The sequence below is a fragment of the Streptomyces sp. YKOK-I1 genome, from assembly GCF_054660435.1.
Map to the genome: position 1 here is coordinate 665,790 of NZ_BAAGDR010000001.1, position 20,187 is coordinate 685,976.

General features: G+C 72.1%; 19 protein-coding genes and 1 pseudogene. 14 read left to right on the forward strand and 6 right to left on the reverse strand.

The features are described from left to right. Positions 1-80: 80 nt before the first annotated feature. The 6 genes from ACYQ8Q_RS03095 (at position 81) to ACYQ8Q_RS03120 (ending at position 5,176) form a co-directional block, all read left to right on the forward strand. Positions 81-1,400 (forward strand): extracellular solute-binding protein, encoded by a 1,320-nt coding sequence (locus ACYQ8Q_RS03095; RefSeq protein WP_460061612.1) that lies wholly within the window; start codon positions 81-83, stop codon positions 1,398-1,400. After that, on the forward strand, positions 1,397-2,320 hold the full coding sequence (locus ACYQ8Q_RS03100; RefSeq protein ID WP_460061614.1) for a carbohydrate ABC transporter permease: 924 nt from the start codon (positions 1,397-1,399) through the stop codon (positions 2,318-2,320). The genes ACYQ8Q_RS03095 and ACYQ8Q_RS03100 overlap by 4 nt, the downstream gene beginning before the upstream one ends. Further along, positions 2,317-3,222 carry a carbohydrate ABC transporter permease gene (locus ACYQ8Q_RS03105; RefSeq protein ID WP_460061617.1) on the forward strand — a complete coding sequence of 302 codons (906 nt, stop codon included), beginning with the start codon at positions 2,317-2,319 and terminating at the stop codon, positions 3,220-3,222. The genes ACYQ8Q_RS03100 and ACYQ8Q_RS03105 overlap by 4 nt, the downstream gene beginning before the upstream one ends. Beyond that, on the forward strand, positions 3,219-4,250 hold the full coding sequence (locus ACYQ8Q_RS03110) for a LacI family DNA-binding transcriptional regulator (RefSeq protein WP_460061620.1): 1,032 nt from the start codon (positions 3,219-3,221) through the stop codon (positions 4,248-4,250). Before ACYQ8Q_RS03105 ends, ACYQ8Q_RS03110 begins: the two co-directional genes overlap by 4 nt. Before the next feature lie 113 nt (positions 4,251-4,363). Continuing rightward, on the forward strand, positions 4,364-4,717 hold the full coding sequence (locus tag ACYQ8Q_RS03115) for a VOC family protein (protein WP_460061622.1): 354 nt from the start codon (positions 4,364-4,366) through the stop codon (positions 4,715-4,717). A 66-nt stretch (positions 4,718-4,783) separates the two neighbouring features. After that, on the forward strand, positions 4,784-5,176 hold the full coding sequence (locus tag ACYQ8Q_RS03120) for a MarR family transcriptional regulator (protein ID WP_460061625.1): 393 nt from the start codon (positions 4,784-4,786) through the stop codon (positions 5,174-5,176). A 49-nt stretch (positions 5,177-5,225) separates the two neighbouring features. Here the strand turns inward: ACYQ8Q_RS03120 and ACYQ8Q_RS03125 are convergent, their stop codons facing one another. The 3 genes from ACYQ8Q_RS03125 to ACYQ8Q_RS03135 form a co-directional block, all read right to left on the reverse strand. Continuing rightward, the gene (locus ACYQ8Q_RS03125; protein ID WP_460061627.1) at positions 5,226-6,308 is read right to left on the reverse strand and encodes a hypothetical protein; all 1,083 of its coding nucleotides are present in this window, start codon (positions 6,306-6,308) and stop codon (positions 5,226-5,228) included. A gap of 49 nt (positions 6,309-6,357) precedes the next feature. After that, the gene (locus ACYQ8Q_RS03130) at positions 6,358-6,756 is read right to left on the reverse strand and encodes an SseB family protein (RefSeq protein ID WP_460061629.1); all 399 of its coding nucleotides are present in this window, start codon (positions 6,754-6,756) and stop codon (positions 6,358-6,360) included. Positions 6,757-7,119: 363 nt separating this feature from the next. Further along, on the reverse strand, positions 7,120-7,737 hold the full coding sequence (locus tag ACYQ8Q_RS03135; protein ID WP_460061631.1) for a MerR family transcriptional regulator: 618 nt from the start codon (positions 7,735-7,737) through the stop codon (positions 7,120-7,122). A gap of 117 nt (positions 7,738-7,854) precedes the next feature. Here ACYQ8Q_RS03135 and ACYQ8Q_RS03140 point away from each other — a divergent pair, with 117 nt between their 5' ends. From ACYQ8Q_RS03140 to ACYQ8Q_RS03160, 5 genes are all read left to right on the forward strand, one after another. Then, on the forward strand, positions 7,855-8,256 hold the full coding sequence (locus tag ACYQ8Q_RS03140; protein ID WP_460061632.1) for a DUF3291 domain-containing protein: 402 nt from the start codon (positions 7,855-7,857) through the stop codon (positions 8,254-8,256). A 40-nt stretch (positions 8,257-8,296) separates the two neighbouring features. After that, the gene (locus ACYQ8Q_RS03145; protein ID WP_460061634.1) at positions 8,297-9,739 is read left to right on the forward strand and encodes an MFS transporter; all 1,443 of its coding nucleotides are present in this window, start codon (positions 8,297-8,299) and stop codon (positions 9,737-9,739) included. Between the two features lie 106 nt (positions 9,740-9,845). Continuing rightward, complete coding sequence (locus tag ACYQ8Q_RS03150; protein ID WP_460061636.1) at positions 9,846-11,300, forward strand: glyceraldehyde-3-phosphate dehydrogenase; 1,455 nt, start codon at positions 9,846-9,848, stop codon at positions 11,298-11,300. 159 nt (positions 11,301-11,459) lie between these two features. Beyond that, positions 11,460-12,575, forward strand: a complete 1,116-nt coding sequence (locus tag ACYQ8Q_RS03155) for a LacI family DNA-binding transcriptional regulator (protein WP_460061639.1) — start codon at positions 11,460-11,462, stop codon at positions 12,573-12,575. Between the two features lie 53 nt (positions 12,576-12,628). Then, positions 12,629-12,820, forward strand: a complete 192-nt coding sequence (locus ACYQ8Q_RS03160) for a hypothetical protein (protein ID WP_460061641.1) — start codon at positions 12,629-12,631, stop codon at positions 12,818-12,820. Between the two features lie 7 nt (positions 12,821-12,827). On the opposite strand, the gene gndA is transcribed toward ACYQ8Q_RS03160, so the two are convergent. From gndA to ACYQ8Q_RS03175, 3 genes are all read right to left on the reverse strand, one after another. After that, positions 12,828-14,267, reverse strand: a complete 1,440-nt coding sequence (gene gndA / locus ACYQ8Q_RS03165) for an NADP-dependent phosphogluconate dehydrogenase (RefSeq protein WP_460061644.1) — start codon at positions 14,265-14,267, stop codon at positions 12,828-12,830. A 145-nt stretch (positions 14,268-14,412) separates the two neighbouring features. Further along, positions 14,413-14,919, reverse strand: coding sequence for a MarR family winged helix-turn-helix transcriptional regulator (locus ACYQ8Q_RS03170; protein WP_460061645.1), 507 nt, complete (start codon positions 14,917-14,919; stop codon positions 14,413-14,415). Between the two features lie 146 nt (positions 14,920-15,065). Then, positions 15,066-16,691, reverse strand: coding sequence for a cellulase family glycosylhydrolase (locus ACYQ8Q_RS03175; protein ID WP_460061647.1), 1,626 nt, complete (start codon positions 16,689-16,691; stop codon positions 15,066-15,068). 244 nt (positions 16,692-16,935) lie between these two features. On the opposite strand from ACYQ8Q_RS03175, the gene ACYQ8Q_RS03180 reads away from it, so the two are divergent. The 3 genes and pseudogenes from ACYQ8Q_RS03180 to ACYQ8Q_RS03190 all read left to right on the forward strand — a co-directional run bounded on the left by ACYQ8Q_RS03180 (position 16,936) and on the right by ACYQ8Q_RS03190 (position 20,162). Beyond that, positions 16,936-17,433, forward strand: a complete 498-nt coding sequence (locus ACYQ8Q_RS03180; RefSeq protein WP_460061649.1) for a hypothetical protein — start codon at positions 16,936-16,938, stop codon at positions 17,431-17,433. Between the two features lie 179 nt (positions 17,434-17,612). Further along, positions 17,613-18,656, forward strand: a pseudogene (locus ACYQ8Q_RS03185) (serine/threonine-protein kinase); the annotation flags it as partial. Between the two features lie 912 nt (positions 18,657-19,568). Further along, positions 19,569-20,162, forward strand: coding sequence for a peptidoglycan-binding domain-containing protein (locus ACYQ8Q_RS03190; protein ID WP_460073151.1), 594 nt, complete (start codon positions 19,569-19,571; stop codon positions 20,160-20,162). Positions 20,163-20,187: the final 25 nt, after the last annotated feature.

Here is a 20,187-nt window from a genome sequence, read left to right on the forward strand (position 1 = left end):
ACAACCATTGACAAGTGTCCGGGATGTTTCTCTACTGTGAACGCTCACAGACACCAGGACCCAGGTCAGGGGAGAGATCCATGCCCAACACGAAGCGCCGTCGCCTCGTGGCAACTGCGGTTGCCGTCGCTCTCGGCAGCACCGCCCTCGCCGCTTGCGGCTCGTCCGACGACGACAGCAAGTCCGAGTCCGGTCCGGTCTCGCTCACGTACTGGACCTGGACGCCCGGCATGGACAAGGTCGTCGACCTCTGGAACAAGGGCCAGGGCAAGAAGGACCGGATCACCGTCACGGTGAAGAAGCAGGCGTCCGGCGACACGCTGGTCACCAAGATCCTCACCGCGCACAAGGCGGGCAAGGCGCCCGACCTGGTGCAGGCCGAGTACCAGGCGCTGCCGACGCTGGTCAGCAATGACGCGCTGGCGGACATAGCGAAGAACGTGGGCGACGCGAAGAGCAAGTTCGCCGACGGCGTGTGGCAGCAGACGACGCTGGGCACGGACGCGGTCTACGCGGTCCCGCAGGACATCGGCCCGATGATGTTCTACTACCGCGCCGACCTCTTCAAGAAGTACGGCCTGACGGTCCCGACGACCTGGGACGAGTTCGCCGAGACCGCCCGCGCGCTGAAGAAGAAGGCGCCGCAGACGGACCTGACCACGTTCTCCGCCAACGACTCCGGTCTCTTCGCGGGCCTCGCCCAGCAGGCCGGCGCCAAGTGGTGGACCACCTCCGGCGACAAGTGGCAGGTCGGCATCGACGACGCGGCCACCCAGAAGGTCGCCGACTTCTGGGGCGGCCTCGTCAAGGAGGGCGCCATCGACAACCAGCCGATGTACACCCCGGCCTGGAACAAGGCCCTGAACACCGGCAAGCAGATCGCCTGGGTGTCGGCCGTGTGGGCGCCGGGCACCCTGACCACCGCCGCGCCGGACACCAAGGGCAAGTGGGCCATGGCCCCGCTCCCCCAGTGGTCGGCCGGCGACAACGTCACCGGCAGCTGGGGCGGCTCCTCCACGGCCGTGACGACGGACTCCAAGCACCAGGAGGCCGCCGCGAAGTTCGCCGCCTGGCTGAACACCGACGGCACGGCCCTGACGGCGCTGGCGAAGGAGAGCGGCATCTACCCGGCCGCCACGAACGCCCAGACCAGCGGCGCCTTCGCCACCCCGCCGGACTACTTCTCGACGCAGCCGGAGTTCTACACCCTGGCCGCCAAGATCGCGAAGACCACGGCGCCCTCGGCCTGGGGCCCCAACGTGAACGTCGCCTACCAGACCTTCAACGACGCGTTCGGCGCCGCCGCCAAGAACAAGTCGGACTTCTCCGCCGCCCTGAAGACCATGCAGGACGCCACGGTCGCCGACCTCGAGAAGCAGGGCTTCGAGGTCTCCGAGTGACCACCGCACGCCGGAGGTCGTACGGGGTCAAGGGGGCCCCGTACGCCTTCCTCCTCCCCGCGACGCTCCTCTTCTCCCTGTTCTTCGCGCTGCCGATCGGCTACGCGGTCTGGCTCAGCTTCCACAAGGTGCACGTCTCCGGCCTCGGGCTGGGCAAGGGGGCGCGCAGCGAGGTCTGGGCCGGCATCGAGAACTACACGGACGCCTTCACCGACAGCGAGCTGCTGGACGGCACTTTGCGCGTCCTCGGCTACGGCTGCATCGTCGTGCCGGTGATGCTGGGCCTGGCCCTGCTGTTCGCGCTGATGCTGGACTCCGAGAAGGTGCGGCTCGCCCCGTTCACCCGGCTCGCGATCTTCCTGCCGTACGCCATCCCCGGTGTGGTGGCGGCGCTGCTGTGGGGCTTCCTGTACCTGCCGGACGTCAGCCCCTTCTACTTCGTGCTGGAGAGGCTGGGCCTGCCGCAGCCGGACCTGCTGGACGGCGGCCCGCTGTATCTCGCCCTCTCCAACATCGCGGTCTGGGGCGGCACCGGCTTCAACATGATCGTCATCTACACCTCGCTCCAGGCCATCCCGGCGGAGGTGTACGAGGCGGCGAAGCTGGACGGCGCCACCCCGCTGCAGATCGCCCTGCGGATCAAGATCCCGATGGTGGCGCCCTCGCTGGTGCTGACCTTCTTCTTCTCGATCATCGCCACGCTCCAGGTGTTCAACGAGCCGATGACCCTCAAACCCCTCACCAACTCCGTGTCCACGACCTGGAGTCCGCTGATGAAGGTGTACCGGGACGCGTTCGGCACGGGCGACATCTACCAGGCGGCCGCCGAGGCCGTGATCATCGCCCTCGCCACGCTGGTGCTGTCGTTCGGCTTCCTGAGGGCCGCGAACCGTCGTAACAAGCAGGAGGCAGCACGATGAGTTCTCTTGCCGTGCAGAAGGCGTCCAGTGCGGCCGGTACGACCGGCGCGGCACAGAGCCGGCCGCCGCTGCGCAGCCGTGTCGCCTTCGTCCCGACGGTCACCCTCCTGCTGGGCGCGCTCTACTGCCTGCTCCCCGTGGCGTGGGTGGTGATCGCCTCCACCAAGTCCGGCCGCGAGCTGTTCTCCACCTTCACCTTCCTGCCGGGCACGGGCTTCACCGACAACGTCAGGCAGCTCACCGCCTACCGCGACGGCGTCTACTGGACGTGGATGGGCAACTCCGCCCTGTACGCCGTCCTCGGCGCGCTGCTGTCGACCGGCGTGTCGGCGTTCAGCGGCTACGCCCTGGCGACCTACCGCTTCCGCGGTCGCGAGTCGGTGTTCAACGTCCTGCTCGCGGGCGTGCTGATGCCGCCGATCATCCTGGCCGTCCCGCAGTACCTGCTGCTGGCCAAGGCGGACCTCACGGACTCGTACTGGTCGGTGCTGCTGCCGCAGATCCTCTCGCCGTACGGCGTCTACCTGGCACGCATCTACGCGGCGGCGGCCGTGCCCGCCGACGTGGTGGAGGCGGGCCGGATGGACGGGGCGAGCGAGTGGCGGATCTTCACCCGGATCGCGCTGCCGATGATGGTGCCCGGACTGGTCACGGTGTTCCTGTTCCAGTTCGTGGCGGTGTGGAACAACTTCCTGCTGCCGTACATCATGCTCAGCGACGACGAGAAGTTCCCGATCACGCTGGGTCTGTTCACCCTGCTGGAACAGGGCTCGAACCAGCCCGCGCTGTACACGCTGGTGATCACCGGGGCGTTCCTCGCGGTCATCCCGCTGGTGGCGCTCTTCCTGGTCATTCAGCGGTTCTGGAGCCTGGATCTGCTGTCCGGGGCCGTAAAGTCATGACCATGAGCAATGCGGGGGGCCGGCGCAGACCGCCGACGATCCACGACGTGGCGCGGGAGGCAGGGGTCTCCCGGGGCACCGTCTCCCGGGTGCTCAACGGCGGGCACTACGTCAGCCCCGCGGCGGCGGAGGCGGTCAACGCCGCCATCCGCAAGACGGGGTACGTCGTCAACCGGCATGCCCGCTCGCTGATCACCGGCCGTTCGGACTCGGTGGGATTCCTGCTGACCGAGCCCCAGGAGCGGTTCTTCGAGGACCCGAACTTCAATGTGCTGCTCAGCGGCTGCACCCAGGCGCTCGCCGCGCACGACATCCCGCTGCTGCTGATGCTGGCGGGCACCAAGGACGAACGGCGGCGCATCACGCGCTACATCACCGCCGGGCATGTCGACGGGGTGCTGCTGGTCTCCAGCCACTCCGGCGACCCGGTCGCGGAGGAGCTGCGCGCGGCGGGGGTGCCGCTGGTCCAGTGCGGCAAGCCCATGGGGCTGCGCTCCAAGGTGAGCTATGTGGCGGCGGACGACCGGGACGGCGCGCGGGACATGGTGCGCCATCTGCTGTCGCTCGGCCGGCGCCGGATCGGCATGGTCAGCGGCCCGCTGGACACCCCGGGCGGTGTGGACCGGCTGGCCGGTTACAAGGAGGTGCTCACCGAGGCGGGCGTCGAGATCGACGAGCGGCTGGTGGTCTCCGGAGACTACAGCCGGGCCAGCGGGGAGGCGGGCGCCGAACGGCTGCTGGCGCAGGCCCCGGATCTGGACGCGATGTTCGTCGCCTCCGACCTGATGGCGCGGGGGGCGCTGACGGCGCTGCGCCGGGCGGGGCGCCGGGTCCCCGAGGACGTGTCCGTGGGCGGCTTCGACGACTCCGTCGCGGCGACGGAGGCGGTGCCCGCGCTGACCACGATCCGCCAGCCCTACGACCGGGTCAGCGCCGAGATGGTGCGCGTTCTCCTCGCCCAGATAGGGGGCGAGGACCCGGCGGCGGTGATCCTGCCGACGGAGCTGGTGAAGCGGGACTCGACCTGAGAGGTGGCGTCGGTCGGTCAGGATCGGAGAAGCGCGCTCCCCGTTCCCCGGCCTAGCGTGAGACCACCGGCACATCCCGCCGGAACCACGCGAAGACCGAGGAGTGACCGGCCATGACGACCACCACCGGTGTGCAGACGATCATCTACCCCGTCAAGGACCTGGAGCGGGCCAAGGCCGTGTTCGGCGCGCTGCTCCAGGTCGAGCCGTACGCCGACGCGCCCTACTACGTCGGCTACAAAGCGGCCGGCCAGGACGTCGGCCTCAACCCGAACGGCCACGCCCAGGGGCTGACCGGAGCGGTCCCCTACTGGCACGTCGGCGACATCCGCGGGCGGCTCGCGGCCCTGGTGGAAGCGGGGGCCGAGGTGCTCCAGGACGTGCAGGACGTCGGCAACGGCCGGCTGATCGCCGCCGTGAAGGACCCGGACGGCAACCTCGTGGGGCTGCTCCAGGACGCGTCGTAGGAAAATGCTTGCACCCGCACTAGTTGCACACTCAACAAATGCTCGAACGGGTGTTACCGTGCGGGTATGGCAGCGAAGACGGCCGGGGCGGGCCTCGAGGAGCGGTGGCGGGACATCCTGTCGGTGCACGCGCGCACGATGTGCGAGATCGACCGGGCCCTCCATCCGCACGGCCTCGGCGCGAGTGACTTCGAGGTGCTCGACATCCTCGCCGCCGAGGCGCCCCGGGAGAGCGAGCAGTGCCGGGTGCAGGACCTCGTGGGCCGGGTCCACCTCAGTCAGAGCGCGCTGTCCCGGCTGATCGGGCGGCTGGAGAAGGACGGGCTGGTGGCCCGGGCCGTCTGTCTGGAGGACCGGCGGGGGGTGTACGTCACGCTCACGCGCAGGGGCCGTGACCTGCACGCGGAGGTGCTGCCGTTGCAGCGGGGCGTGCTGGAGCGGATGCTCGGCGGTTCCTGAGCGTTCGGCTGCGGCGCCGTTGTGGCTGGTCGCGCGGTTCCCCGCGCCCCTAGGGGGGCGGTTTGCGGTCCGCCGGGCGGTGGGGTGGGATCGGGGTGGAGGGGAAGTCCCGGGGGCCCGTCCACAGGGCGGGGACCGCGTCGCAGCGGCGGCACAGTTCGTAGCCGACCGCCTCGTAGTTGACGCGCCAGCCCCGGAAGTGCGGCCAGGCCTCCTCGGAGCCGCGTTCGGCCCGGAAGCCCGTCGACTCCAGCATCGACACCGCCGCCTCGAACTCGACGTAGGTCAGCCGGACGGGGCCGTCCGGAGCGGGGTCGGAGTCGAAGGGGAAGCGGATCGAGCGGGCGATGTCCCGCAGCGCGGTGAACCCCGCGCGCAGCACCAGCCGGGCCTCCGGCGGCGCGGAGCGCGGGGACAGCGCGAGCTGCATCGCCGCCGCGTCCATCACCGCGATCAGCCCGACCAGCCAGCTGCGCTGCGGGCGCGGGGAGCGGAACGCCAGCAGCACCGGGTACGTCGCATGGCTCTCCCCCATGTCCGAGGCCAGCCGCTCCCAGGCGCGGTACAGCTCGGGCAGCGCGGTCTCGGTGTCGACGAGCCACTGCCGGGCGAGGATCTCGGGGCCCCAGGCGGGTTCGCCGGCCCGGGACTGGAGCAGGGTGACCTCCAGCTCACGGCGGTTGTAGGCGGCGTACAGGGTGGGCAGATAGGCGATCTGGAGGGCGATGACGACCGGACCGGTGATCGCGGCGGCGAAGTCCAGGACGGACAGCCGTACGCGCGCGCCACCGGCGAAGCCGAGGGTGAACAGGCTGGAGCCGGCCTCCCGGAAGGAGGTGGTCCAGTCGAGCGGGGACAGCGCGTACAGCAGCAGCCCGTATCCGGCCAGGGCGCCGAGCAGCCAGATCACCAGCATGCCGACCAGGATCAGCGGGGCGAGCCAGGTCTGCCACCGGTCGACGGCCTCGTACCCGCGGCGCAGGGCGGCGAGGTGCAGCAGCCGGCGCAGGGTCCACCACAGCCGGTACACGACCACGGAGTACAGACCGCGCGGGACGACGAGGGTGCGCAGGACGCTCCCGAGCACCAGTGCGAGCACGAGTGCGCCGGCCGCACCGGAGAGCCAGATCATGGGGTCATTCTGGATCACGGGCGGCGGGCGCGGGCCGGCCGGTGGCGGGTCAGCGGGCGAGCAGGGTGCGCACTCCCTCCGAGGTGAGCGTCAGCGGATGGTCGCCGGCGGCGTCTATGGCGAGCGAGAGTTCCCCGGTGGGCCACTGCGCGGCGAGCGCGCCGAGGGGCACCAGCCGGTAGCGGTCGATCCCGGGCAGCAGTCCGGCCATCTCGGGTTCGGAGGTGAACACCGGGACGACGGGTGCGCCGCCGGGGTTGTCCAGTACGGGCAGGGCCACCCGGGCCGGGTCGCTCACGTCCTCGTCGGTGGCGTCGTCGGGCACCGGCACCAGGACGTCGCAGTGCGCGAGGGTGTCCAGGGCCACCGTGTCCTCGGTGTCCCGGGCCAGCGCGTCCAGCGCCCATCGGGCGGGGTTGGCGTTGCGGTCGTGGGCGGGCGTCTCCATGACAGTTCCCCTTGTCGCGGCGGTCGTACGGCCCGCGCCGGAAGGCTTCTTTCCGGGCGCGGTTCCGGCCTCGCGTACCCGGTCGGGCGGGGATCATGCGCCGACGGAGCGGCCCGTCGCGGCAGGGGGAAGCGGTCGGGGCGACGGCGTGGCGTGCGGCGGGCGGGGCGCGTCACGCGGGCGCGCCCCGGCCTCGTGGTCCGCGCCGCGGCTGTCGCGCACCGGTACCGCGAAGCCCGCCCGGTCGGCGCTGAGCGTGCCCCGGACGGCGGCGCAGCCCTCCCTGCGGACCTGGGCCAGGCAGGCCGAGCACCGCGCCCTCGGTGATGACCGCCGGGGTGGAAGGGCCCTGGGTGTATGGACCTAGGACGTGTGCCGGCGGGCCGACTCGTTCTCCTGGGCCATGCGTCTGAGCGCCATCAGGGCGGGTTCCAGGAGGACGGTCAGCAGCAGGGCGCGCTCCGCGGTCTCCAGCGGGTCGTCCAGTCCTTCGAGCTGGTCGAGGTCGAGGACCGCGGTGCGTTCGGCGAGCCGGGCGTACGGCAGGAGGGTCCGCCAGTCGAGCGGGACGCCCAGGGCGCGCAGGGAGGCGAGGGTCTCGGCGAGGGTGGCCCGGGCGGGCGCCGAGGCGTGCACGTCCCAGTCCAGCTCCTCGACCAGCGCCTCCACCTCGGCCGCCTGCGCGGTGTCGTCGCAGGGCTGCTCGCCCACCCGGATGGAGCCCAGGGCGAGGCCCAGCAGACGGTGGGTGTCGCCGGAGTACTCCGTGAGGGCGTCGAGCACCTCGCGGGTGGTGCCGACCGACAGTCCGCGCACCCCGGTCAGGGCGCGGATCAGACGGAGCCGGCGCAGGTGCTGGTCGTCGTACTCGGCCTGGGTGGCGGCCGTCTGACGGCCCGGCGGCAGCAGTCCCTCGCGCAGGTAGTACTTGATCGTCGTCACGGAGACACCACTGCGGCGGCTCAGTTCGGAGATGCGCATACGGTTCGGCTCCGATTCGTCCGGCCCCACACTTGAAAACTGGATACCTCTACTGTCTAACATAGATAGTAGAGGTATCCAATATTCCTTCGCGCCGCCGGAGAGAAGGCCGCAGCCATGCCCACCCTGCGCTGGACGACAGTCAGCACCCCCGCTCCCGACACCGAGGCGTTCGTGATGGCGTCCCGGCTGGAGGTCCGCTCACTCAAGGACGTACCGCGCTTCTTCCTGAAGTCGCTGGCCGCGTGGAAGCAGGTCTGCGGCGCGCCGGGGGCGTACGGCGCCTCGCTGATCGCCGAGCCCCTCAAGCGCACCTTCTGGACGCTGTCGGCCTGGGAGGACGAGGCCGCGCTCCGCACGTACACGAAGACCGAGCCGCACAAGTCGATCATGAACGGGCTGCGGCCCACGATGAAGGACTCGGTCTTCACCTTCTGGCAGGTCCCCGCCGCCGGTCTGCCCATCGACTGGACGGACGCCCGGCGCCGCCTCGCCGAGCAGGAGCGCACCGGTGCCTGACACCCCTCACCCCACCCCTGACCCAGGAGAGAGCCCCACCATGACCCTGTCCGAAGAGAGCCCGGTCCTCGACGACCCGGCCGCCTCCGCCCCGGCGGCCGCGGGCCGCCGGACACCCCTCTGGCTCGCGATCGTCGCGGCGAGCGTGCCCATGTTCATGGTCGCGCTGGACAACCTCGTCGTCTCCACGGCCCTGCACACCCTGGCCGTGGACCTGGAGGCGGACACCCAGGAACTCCAGTGGTTCGTCAACGCCTATGTCCTCGGCTTCGCCTGTCTGCTGATGACCGGCGCCGCGCTCGGCGACCGCTTCGGGCGCCGGAAGGTGTTCGTCGCCGGCATCGCCCTGTTCACGCTGGCCTCCATCGGCTGCGGCCTGTCGGACACCAGCGCCCAGTTGATCGCCTTCCGTGCGATCCAGGGCTTCGGCGCGGCCGCCGTGATGCCGCTGTCGCTCACGCTGCTGTCGCAGGCGGTCCCGGAGCGGCTGCGCGGCATGGCGCTCGGCGTGTGGTCCGGGGTGAGCGGGCTCGCCGTGGCGATGGGCCCGGTCGTCGGCGGCGCGGTCGTGGACGGCCTGGACTGGCAGTGGATCTTCTGGATCAACGTGCCGGTGTGTGTGATCGCCGTCCCGCTGGTGCTGTTCGCCCTCGAGGAGAGCTCGCTGCCCGGCATCCGGCTCGACCTGGTCGGCATGGTGCTGGCGGCGGCCGGACTGTGCGCCGCGGTGTGGGCCATCGTGCACGGCGAGCCCGACGGCTGGGCCTCCGGCAAGGTGCTCGGCGCGTTCGCCGGCGGCGCGGTGCTGCTGGCCGCGTTCGTCGCCTGGGAGGCCCGGACCGATGAGCCGATGCTGCCGCTGTCCTTCTACCGGGTGCGGGCCTTCACCCTCACCAACGTCGTCTCCGCGACCATGTACTTCGGGGTCTTCGGCTCGCTGTTCCTGCTCGCGCAGTACCTCCAGATCGTGCCGCCGCGCACCCCGCTGGAGGCCGGTGTGCGCACCCTCGCCTGGACGCTGATGCCGATGTTCGTCGCCCCCGTCGCCGGACTGCTCACCGACAAGGTCGGCGGCGGCCGGCTGATGGCCCTCGGGCTCTTCCTCCAGGGCGTCGGGCTGGGCTGGATCAACCTGGTCGCCGACGTCGACACGGCCTACTCGGCCCTGGTCGGCCCGATGATCGTGGCCGGTGCCGGCATGGGCTTCGTGTTCGCGCCGACGGCGGCGGTCGTGCTCGGCTCGGTCGCCAGGGACCACGCGGGCAAGGCGTCGGGCGCCAACACCACCGTGCGCGAGGTCGGCGGCGCGCTCGGCATCGCCGTCCTGAGCACGGTGTTCGTGGCACACGGCAGCACCGAGGGGCCCCGGCAGTTCGTCGACGGTCTGCACCCCGCGGTGTGGGTCGGCGTCGCCGTGGTGTTCGCCGGAGCGCTGTGCGCCCTGGGGATCCCGCGCGGGCAGCAGGCCCCCGAAGAGGCCTGATCGGCCTCCTCTCCCCCGTCCCGCACACCTGAGCGCACCCCCGCTTGAATGATCAGAGGGGCATCGGGTTAGCATCTGAGCGCCACCTAGCTCGAAAGATAGGCCCGTGACGCTCAACGACGATTCGTTCACCCACTGGAAGAACCGCGAGGAGATCGCGGAGTCGATGATCCCGATGATCGGGAAGCTGCACCGCGAGCGGGACGTGACGATCCTGCTGCACAGCCGCTCCCTGGTGAACAAGTCGGTGGTCAGCATCCTCAAGACCCACCGGTTCGCCCGCCAGATCGCGGGCGAGGAGCTCTCGGTCACCGAGACCCTGCCGTTCCTCGAGGCGCTCACCACGCTCGACCTCGGCCCGTCCCAGATCGACATCGGCATCCTCGCCGAGCGCCACCGCGCCGACGACCGCGGTCTGTCGGTCCTGGACTTCACCGCCGAGGCCGTCGCCGGCGCCACGGGCGGCAACAAGATCGACCGCCGCGAGCCCCGCGACGTCGTCCTGTACGGCTTCGGCCGCATCGGCCGGCTCGTCGCCCGGCTGCTCATCGAGAAGACCGGCTCCGGCAACGGCCTCAGGCTCCGCGCGATCGTGGTGCGCGGCGGCGGGGAGCGGGCCGCCGAGGACATCGTCAAGCGCGCCTCGCTGCTGCGCCGCGACTCCGTCCACGGCCAGTTCCAGGGCACGATCACGGTCGACGAGGAGAACGGCACGATCGTCGCCAACGGCAACGAGATCAAGGTGATCTACGCCGACAGCCCGGCCGAGATCGACTACACGGCGTACGGCATCGACAACGCCATCCTCATCGACAACACCGGCAAGTGGCGCGACCGCGAGGGCCTCTCCCAGCACCTGCGGCCGGGCGTCGACAAGGTCGTGCTGACCGCGCCCGGCAAGGGCGACGTCCCGAACATCGTGCACGGCGTCAACCACGACACGATCAAGCCGGACGAGCAGATCCTGTCCTGCGCCTCCTGCACCACGAACGCGATCGTCCCGCCGCTGAAGGCGATGAACGACGAGTTCGGCGTCCTGCGCGGGCACGTGGAGACCGTCCACTCGTTCACCAACGACCAGAACCTGCTGGACAACTACCACAAGGCCGACCGCCGCGGCCGCTCGGCGCCGCTGAACATGGTGATCACCGAGACCGGTGCCGCGTCCGCCGTCGCCAAGGCGCTGCCCGACCTCGAGGCCCCGATCACCGGCAGCTCCATCCGGGTGCCCGTGCCGGACGTGTCGATCGCGATCCTCAGCCTGCGCCTCGGCCGCGAAACGACCCGCGACGAGGTCCTGGACCACCTCCGCGACGTCTCGCTGACCTCGCCGCTCCGGCGCCAGATCGACTTCACCACGGCCCCCGACGCGGTCTCCATGGACTTCATCGGCTCGCGCCACGCCTCGATCGTCGACGCCGGCGCCACCAAGGTCGACGGCGACAACGCCATCCTCTACCTCTGGTACGACAACGAGTTCGGCTACTCCTGCCAGGTCGTCCGCGTCGTCCAGCACGTCTCCGGCGTCGAGTACCCGACGTACCCGGCGACGAGCGCCTAGCCGACGCCCGCACGCACGCCCCTTCCCGGCCACCGCGGACCGGGAAGGGGGCCGGGCCGGTGCGGCACCCGGGGGGACAAACGTTTTCCGGCTTCCCGGAAAGGCAGTTCGCCCGTCGCGCACCCCTCCGGAGACCCCCGGATGCAGTAACGTCAAGCCGTGACGGATCACACCACCGGAGACAGCGCGGGCCGGCGGCCCGCGGGCGGGGGCCGGCGACGGCGCGGCACCGCGGGCCAGGACAAGCCCGCCACCATCCGCGACGTCGCCGCCAGGGCGGGCGTGTCGGTGGCCACCGTGTCCCGGACACTGGCCGGGAACTACCCGGTCGCCGAGACGACCCGGGCCCGGGTGACGGCAGCGGTCGAGGCACTCCACTACGTGGTGAACGTGCACGCCAAGGCGCTCTCGGGCGGCGTTCCCGGCCCGGTCGCACTGGTCCTCCACGACATCACCGGCCCCTCCCTCGCCCATGTGGCGGCCGGCGTGGAGCAGGAAGCGGCGATGCGCGGCCGGCTGAGCCTGGTCTGCGCCACGCACGGCGATCCGGCCCGCGAGAACGACCTCGTGCAGCTGATGCGCGAACAGCACGCCGCCGCGGTGGTGCTCGTCGGCGGCGCGGAGGTCGACGACGCGTACCACGAGCGCATGGCCGGATACGCGCACGGCCTGGCCTCGGCGGGGTCCCGGCTGGTCCTGGTCGGCCGCCCGCCGCTGCGCGCCGAGGTACCGGCCACGGTGATCGAGTACGACAACCGCGGCGGCGCCTTCCAGGCCGCCACCCATCTGCTCACGGCCGGGCACCGCCGTGTGCTGTTCCTCGGCGGCGAGACCAGGTTCGCCACCGCTCAGCAGCGCCGCGCGGGGCACCTCGACGCGCTGCGGGCGCACGGGGTGCCGTACGAGGAGGAACTCGACGTGCCGGGGCCGTACACCCGTACGTCGGGCTATCTGCGCATCCGTGACGCCCTGCGCGCGGGGCTGGAGTTCACGGCCGTCTTCGCCGGCACCGACATGGTGGCCCTCGGCGCGCTGGCCGCGTTGCGCGAGGCCGGGCTGAGCGTCCCGGACGACGTCGCCCTGGTCGGCTACGACGACGTGCCCTTCGCGGCGGACCTCACCCCCGCGCTCACCACCGTCCGGGTGCCGTACGAGGATCTCGGCCGGTCCGCCGTACGGCTCGCGCTGGAGCGGGAGGAACGGGTCTCCGGGGACGACCACGTGGTGCTGAGCACCCAGTTGGTCATCCGGCAGTCCGCGGCACCCCGGGGCTGACCGCACCGGTCCGGTGACGGTCACGGTCGTGGCGGCGCGAGGCGCCCTTACGGGTGGACGCGGTGTGCGGCTGTGTCGCCCTGGACCCGGCCGGCCCGGACGGCTGGTGGCCGTACGGACCGGCGGACGCGGCACCGGCCCCGGTGGGGGCGGCCGTCGGACTGACGGCGGTGCCGTACTACGCCTGGGCGAAGCGGGGACCGGGCGGTATACGGGTCCGGGAGCCGGTCACCGCGGCGCCGTAGGGCCGGCTCAGGCCTGGGTCTCCGGGCGGCCGTCCTGCGCCCAGTGGGTGTGGAAGGCGCCGGGGCGGTCGGTACGGCCGTACGTGTGGGCGCCGAAGTAGTCGCGCTGGCCCTGGAGGAGGGCGGCGGGGAGCCGGCCTGCGCGCAGGGTGTCGTAGTGGGCGAGGGCCGCCGAGAAGGCGGGGACGGGGATGCCCCGGCGGGCGGCGGAGGCGACCGTCTCGCGCCACGGCACCTGCGCGTCGGTGATCTCCATGGCGAACTCCATCTCGCCGAGCAGGCTGACCAGTTCGGAGTCGGCGGCGTACGCGGCACGGATGCGGTCGAGGAAGGAGGCACGGATGATGCAGCCGCCGCGCCAGATCTTGGCGACCGCGCCCAGGTCGATCTTCCAGCCGTACTCGGCGGCCGCGTCCTGGATCATCTTCCAGCCCTGGTCGTAGGCGATGACCTTGGAGGCGTACAGGGCGTGCTCGACCTGGGAGGTGAAGCGGGCGGCCTCGGTGCGGCTGAGCGCGGGGGTGGTGCCGCCGGGCAGCCCGGCGTAGGCGGCGCGCAGTTCGCGCTGGCCGGAGGCGGCGCGGGCGAAGGTGGCCTGGGCGATGGCGGTGACCGGGGAGCCCAGGTCCAGGGCGGTCTGCACGGTCCAGCGGCCGGTGCCCTTCTGGCCGGCCGCGTCGGTGACGATGTCGACGAACGCGAGGCCGGTGGTGGCGTCGGCGTGGGCGAGGACCTCGGCGGTGATCTCGATCAGATAGGAGCCGAGGCGGCCCTCGTTCCAGGTGCGGAAGACGTCGGCGATCTCGGCGGGGGTGTAACCGGCGACCTGGCGCAGCAGGTCGTACGCCTCGGCGATGAGCTGCATGTCGGCGTACTCGATGCCGTTGTGGACCATCTTGACGAAGTGTCCGGCGCCGTCGGTGCCGACATGGGCGGCGCAGGGCTCGCCGTCGATCTTCGCGCTGATGGACTCGAACATCGGGCCGAGGACGTCGTACGACTCACTCGATCCGCCGACCATGATCGACGGCCCGTGCAGGGCGCCCTCCTCGCCGCCGGAGACCCCGGTGCCGACGAAGTGGATGCCCTGCTCGCGCAGCGCGGCCTCACGGCGGCGGGTGTCGGCGAAGTGGGCGTTGCCACCGTCGATGATCATGTCGCCGGGCTCCAGGAGCGGGGCGAACTCGTCGATGACGGCGTCGGTGACCGCGCCCGCCTGCACCATGATCATCAGACGGCGGGGGCGTTCGAGCGCGGCCACGAACTCCTCGGCCGACTCGGCGGGGACGAAGGCGCCCTCGTGGCCGAACTCCTCGACGAGCGCGCGGGTACGGCCGGCGGAGCGGTTGTGGACGGCGACGGTGTAACCGTTGCGGGCGAAGTTGCGCGCGAGGTTGCGGCCCATCACGCCGAGGCCGGTGACGCCGATGGCGGCGGTTGCGTTCACGAGGTACGTCCCTTGGATCGTTGGCGTGTTTCGAAGGGGGGCGGGCAGCCCCGTACCTCCAGGTACGCGCGCCGGGCCGGTTCTTCTCGATCCCGGGCCGAACGAACTGCCGGAACGGGTGTTCCGGGTACGGCGGACCCCTGCGTCAGCGGCGTCGCCAGGGCAGCACCGCCGGATCGGCCTCGGTGCTCTCGGCGCGGTGCAGCGCGTCGCTGATGGCCTCGCCGATCTCGGCGAACTGCCGTATCTGTTCGGGGGTGAGGACGTCGAACACCGCGCGGCGGACGGCCTCGACATGGCCGGGGGCGACCTCGACCAGCAGCGCCTTGCCCTCCTCGGTGAGGAAGGCGAGCTGGCCGCGGCCGTCGGCGGGGTCCTCCCGGCGGTCGACGAGGCCGACCTCGCGCAGCCGGTTCACCGCGTGGGTGAGCCGGCTGCGCGTGATCTTCAGCCGCTGGGCCAGTTCGGACATTCCGAGGACGCCGTCGGGGGCCATGGAGAGGTAGGCGAGCAGGCTGTAGTCGGAGTGCGTCATGCCCGCGTCGCGCCGCAGCTGCCGGTTGAGGTAGTCGGCGAGCAGGGTGGAGAAGTCGACGTAGGCCAGCCAGGCCCGTCGTTCCTCGGCGTTGAGCCAGCGCGGCGTCGTGGACATGGTCACACTTTACCCAGATCACCCTTTGTTTGAAATATCAAATACAGGGACGAGCTCCTTGCCCGTGAGCGGGCCGTGGTGGACGGGGCGCGGCGGACCGTCCGGCCGGCCGACGCGCGGGGTCGGCCGGCCGGAGGATCGGCGTGTCAGGTGGTCGTGCAGGCGCTGCCGTTGAGGGTGAAGGCGGTCGGGACGGTGTTGGTGGTGCCCTTGGCGCCGATGAAGCCGACGGTGACCGAGCCGCCGACGGGGATGGTGGTCGTGTACGAGGCGGGGGCGACGGTCACCGAGCTGCCGCTCTGGGTCGGAGTCCCGCCCCACATGTTCGTCACCGTCTGCCCGTCGGCGAAGGCGAAGGCCAGCTTCCAGCCGTTGATCACGGCGGTGCCGGGGTTGCCCAGCACGATCTCGCCCTGGAAGCCGCCCGGCCATTCGCCCACGACGCGGTAGCGCACGGAGCAGGGGGTGGCGGGTGCGCTGCCCGTCGTGACGGCGACCGTGCCCGAGCGGGCGGAGCGGTTGCCGGCCGCGTCCCTGGCGTAGACCGCGAAGGTGTACGCCGTACTGGCGCTGAGGCCGGTGACGGTCACGCCGTTGGTGGTGGAGGCGGCCACGGCGGACTCGGTGCCGCCACTGACCCGGACGATGTCGTAGCCGGTCACGCCGACGTTGTCGGTCGCGGCCGTCCAGGTGAGCGTCGCGGAGGTGGCCGTCACGGCGGAGGCCGTCGGGGTGCCGGGGGTGGTCGGCGCCTGGCTGTCGGCCGGGGTGCCGCCGCCGTACACCGTGGCTTCCTTCGCGGTCTGGGCGATGCCGTTGACGCCGTTGAAGACACGCTGGCCCCAGGAGCTGAGCCGCGTGGGGTCGAAGGCGGTCGCCAGGTCGAGGACCGGGTCGGTGTTGCCGCTCCAGGACCAGGCCAGATAGCCCAGGTTCAGCTGCTGGGCGGTGGCCATCATGGTGTCCTCGTCCGGGTCGCCCCACTGGTCGGCCGGACCGCCGAACTCCCCGATCAGGATCGGCAGTTCGGCCGTGACGAAGGCGTTGAGGTAGTCGGTGATCTCCGCCGCGGTGTCGAAGACGCTGTACATGTGGATCGAGAAGATCAGGTTGCCGGTGGTGTCGGCGGCGTACACGGACTGGGCGTTGGCGCGCATGACGCCCTGCCAGTCCTGGCCCCAGTTGGGCGCGTCCACCATGATCGTGTGCTGGAATCCGGCGTCGCGCAGTTTCTTGACGGCGGCGATGGTCGGGGCGGTCCAGCCCTCGGGGTTCGTGTTGCCCCAGGGCTCGTTGCCGATGTTGATGACGACGTGGTTCTCCTGGCCGGCCAGGACGTCCTTCAGGCCGATCCAGTAGTCGGCGGCCTGGTCGAGGGTGCCGGCCGCGGAGTCCTCGCCGTAACCGGTGGTGTCGTGCACCTCCAGGACGCAGATGAGCCGGTTGGCCTTGCACTGGGCGATGACGTTCGCCACGTCCGAGGCGCTGTTCGCGCTCCAGCGGTGGCCGTCGGCGAGGACGACGCGGACGGTGTTGGCGCCGAGCGCCTTGATGTCGGCCAGCGACTGGAGTTGGCCGGGGTACCAGGTGTGGGCGTGGTTGACGCCGCGCATGACGAAGTCGTTCCCGTTGGCCTCGACCAGGCGGCCGTCGGCGATGTGCAGGCCGGTGGCGGCGAGGCGGTCGGGGCGGGCCTGGGCCTGGGCCGGGGCGAGGGCACCGAGGGCGACCAGGCCGAGGAGGACGACCAGCCTGGTCAGCAGGGCGGGCACGGAGCGCTTCCGTGACAGGCTGCCGGGCCTGCTCGGCGTCCTTCGCGTCGTGCCGTTCGTCGTGCTTCTTGTCGTTCTCACTGCGACTCCAGGAGTGAGGCCAAGAAGGCGGGGGTGGGTGGGCGTGCGGGTCTGCAGGAGCGTGGGAGCGCTCCCATCAAGCCACCGTGCCCCGTACACGTCAAGAGATCGCGCAGGGCTCCGCTACCGTTTCGCGAGAACCCTCACGCACGGACGGTCCCCAGTGCTTGCTGAACTCGCCCCGATCGTCGCCGCGACCACGCTGTGGCTGACGCGCGCCTTCCCCGCCTCCGGTGGCGCGCTCGCCGCGGCCCTGTGCGAGGCGCAGGCCCGTCAGGCGGTCACCGTCGCGGCCTGGCTGCGTTACCCGACGCCGACGGGCTCGGCGCCGGGCGGCTCGGCGGGGCTCGACCGGCTGAGCGGCGCCGGGGAGGACCCGGACGACCCGGCCTGGCGCTGCTGGGTCGACGAGGTCGTGGCGAGCTGGGCGGCCGGTCTCCTCACCGACCCGGACCTGGCCGCGCGTGCGGTGGCCCGCCTCACCAGGGGCGCCCGGACGCGCGGTACGCCGGTGGAGTACCGGCGCCTGCTCGCCCCCGACGACCACGACCGCCGGGCGGCGGTCCTGCTGCGCCACCCCGACCTGATCGGCCCCGTGGCGGCCCTCCATCACGAGCGACTGCTCGAACGGCTCGGCGCGGGGCGGGGGTTGACGGCCTGAGGCGCGGGCGGCCGGGCGGCACCGGTCGGGTGAGCAAGCGATTACGGAAGTGTTTGAAAGCCTGAGCACACGCGACGACTCGGCTAGCCTCGTTGCTCCCGCTCTAGAACGAACAGGCGTACGCCGAACATCACTTCGGGAGTTCCGTGACTCACCAGCGGCCGACCCCACCGACGGCCATGGCGGCCGAGGCCGCCGCACTGCGGCAGACCGGCGCCTCACCCCTGCGGGTCGGCGATCCGGGCCGTGTCGGCCCCTATGTGCCGCTGGCACTGCTCGGCAGCGGCGGGATGGGACGGGTGTATCTGGCCCGGGCCGCCGACGACGGGCCGGGGCTGTTCGCGGTGAAGGTGATCCGGCCGGAGTACGCCGAGGACGTCCGCTTCCAGCGCCGTTTCGAGCGTGAGGCGGCGGTGCACGCCCGGCTGGGCCCGCCGTACGCGCCCCGGCTGTGCGGTACAGGGTTCGAGGACGAACTGCTGTGGATGGCCACCGAGTACATCCCGGGGCTCGATCTGACGGAGGCCGTCCGCGGGGGCGGCGCGCTGCCCGCGGCCACCGTGTGGCGGCTGGTCGCCGATCTGGGGCGGGCGCTGGCCGCCCTGTCCGCCGCCGGGGTGGTCCACCGGGATCTCAAGCCGTCCAACGTCCTGTTGTCCGTGCAGGGCGCGCATCTGATCGACTTCGGGATCTCCAAGGCCGCGGACGCCAGTGCGCTCACCGGCACGGGAAACCGGGTGGGCACCCCGGCCTACATGTCGCCGGAGTACCTCAGGACGGGCCAGTGCGACGCCTCCTCGGACGTGTTCTCGCTGGCGGGGACCCTGGTGTACGCCGCCACCGGGCGGGCTCCGTTCGGGGACGGCACCGGGGTCGACGTGATGCATCGGGTGGCGTTCGAGGAGCCCGATCCTCAGGTGACCGGCGCCGTCGGCGCGGCCGACCCCGAGCTCGCCGCGCTGCTGGCCCAGTGCCTGGCCAAGGAGCCCGCACTGCGCCCCACCGCCGGTCAACTGGTCGCGCGGGGCACGGTGCACGCCGATGCGTTCGGCTGGCCCGAGCCGCTGCGGGGTGAGGTGCTGGCCCGGCAGGGGGCGTACGAGACGCTGCACCTGATCCCGGTGGAGCGAGGGGTCCAGCTCCTCCCCGCGGGCCGGCCCGCCTCGGCCCCCCGTACACCCGCCCCGGGCCCGGTGAGCCGCCCGGCACCCGCCGGCGTGGCCGCCGTACCGGCGGACCGGCTCGATGCCGCGCACGGGATGCCGTCCGACGTCGGCCGGGCCCCGCTGTCCTCGTCCGCGCCGTACGATGCCGCCGCCTCCTCTGCGCCGTACGATGCCGCCGGCTCCCCGGTGCCGTCCGGAGTCGATGCCGGGTCGGCGCCGTCTTCGGCTCCGTCCGGAGTCGCATTCGTGCCGGCGGCCTCGTCGGCGCCGTCCGGCGCCGGTACCGCGTCGGCGCTGTCGGCCGCCGGTTCCGGGTCGGCGCTGTCCGCTGCCGCTACCGAGTCCGCGCTGCCCCCCGCCGGTTCCGGATCAGCACTGCCCCCCGCCGGTAGCCGACCGGCTCCGTCCGCCACCGATGCCGAGTCGGCCCTGTCGGCCGCCGGTGCCGGGTCCGCGCTGCCCGGCGCCGGTACCGGATCAGCGCTGCCCCCCGCCGGTAGCCGACCGGCTCCGTCCGCCACCGATGCCGAGTCGGCCCTGTCGGCCGCCGGTGCCGGGTCCGCGCTGCCCGGCGCCGGTAGCGGGTCGGCCCTGTCCGGAGCCGGTGCCGGGTCGTTGGATCCGTATGCCCCGGTCGGCGCTCCCGCCGGGTCGGCCGACCCGTCGGCTCCGTCCTCGGCGCCGGGCGCGTCCGACCAAGCCGCCGCGCTCAACCATGACGTCGCCCCCCACCATGGCGTCACGCCCGGTCAAACCCCCGCGTCCGGGCAGGTCGCCGCGTCCGGTGTCTCCGGGGTGTGGTCCGGGGGCGGGGCCGCGGCCGGGCAACCGGCCCCGGACGCGCCCCGTGAAGCGGCGTCAGAAGTCTTACCGCCGAACGGATCCCGTCGGTGGACCCGTCGCAGGCGAGGGCTGGTCGTGGCGGCGGGGGTCGCGCTGTGTGCCGTCGCCGCCGGTGGGCTCGTCCTCATGCAGCCGGACGGCGGGACGACCGCGGCCCCTCCCGGGGACGTCGAGACGGCGAGCGGCGCCGTGCCCGGCGGTCGGCCCGGCAACGTCGCCCTGCCGGGGGTGTCCGGGGCGCCCGACCGGGCCTCGGTGGCGGGCTCCGCGGACGGGCGGGCCGATGACGACGGCAGCCGTGACCCGGCCCAGCCGGAGGCCTCCGGTGCGACGACCGCCGGCAGTACGCCCGGCGCCCCCGTCTCCACCAGCACCGCCGGAACGGGCACCGGTACCGGAACCGGTAGCGGCAGCTCCGCCGCTCCGAGCACGGATCCCACGACCCCGGCGGCCGAACCGCCCGCCTCGCAGCCGTGGAACACCGACTGCACCTACTACAACGGCAACGGAAAGACCGGTGAAGGAGACAGCGGCAAAAAGGTGCTGCAGGTGCAGTGCATGCTGACGAAACGCGGCTACGGCGTCGGAAGCGGCGGTGTGAACGGTGAGTTCGGCCCCGAGACGACGAGCGCCGTGCGGGCCTTCCAGGGCGACAAGGGCCTGTCGGCCGACGGTGTCGTGGCCCACGACACCTGGGTGGCGCTGCGCGGCAGCGACTGAGGGGCCCGCACCCCGAATGGCGTAA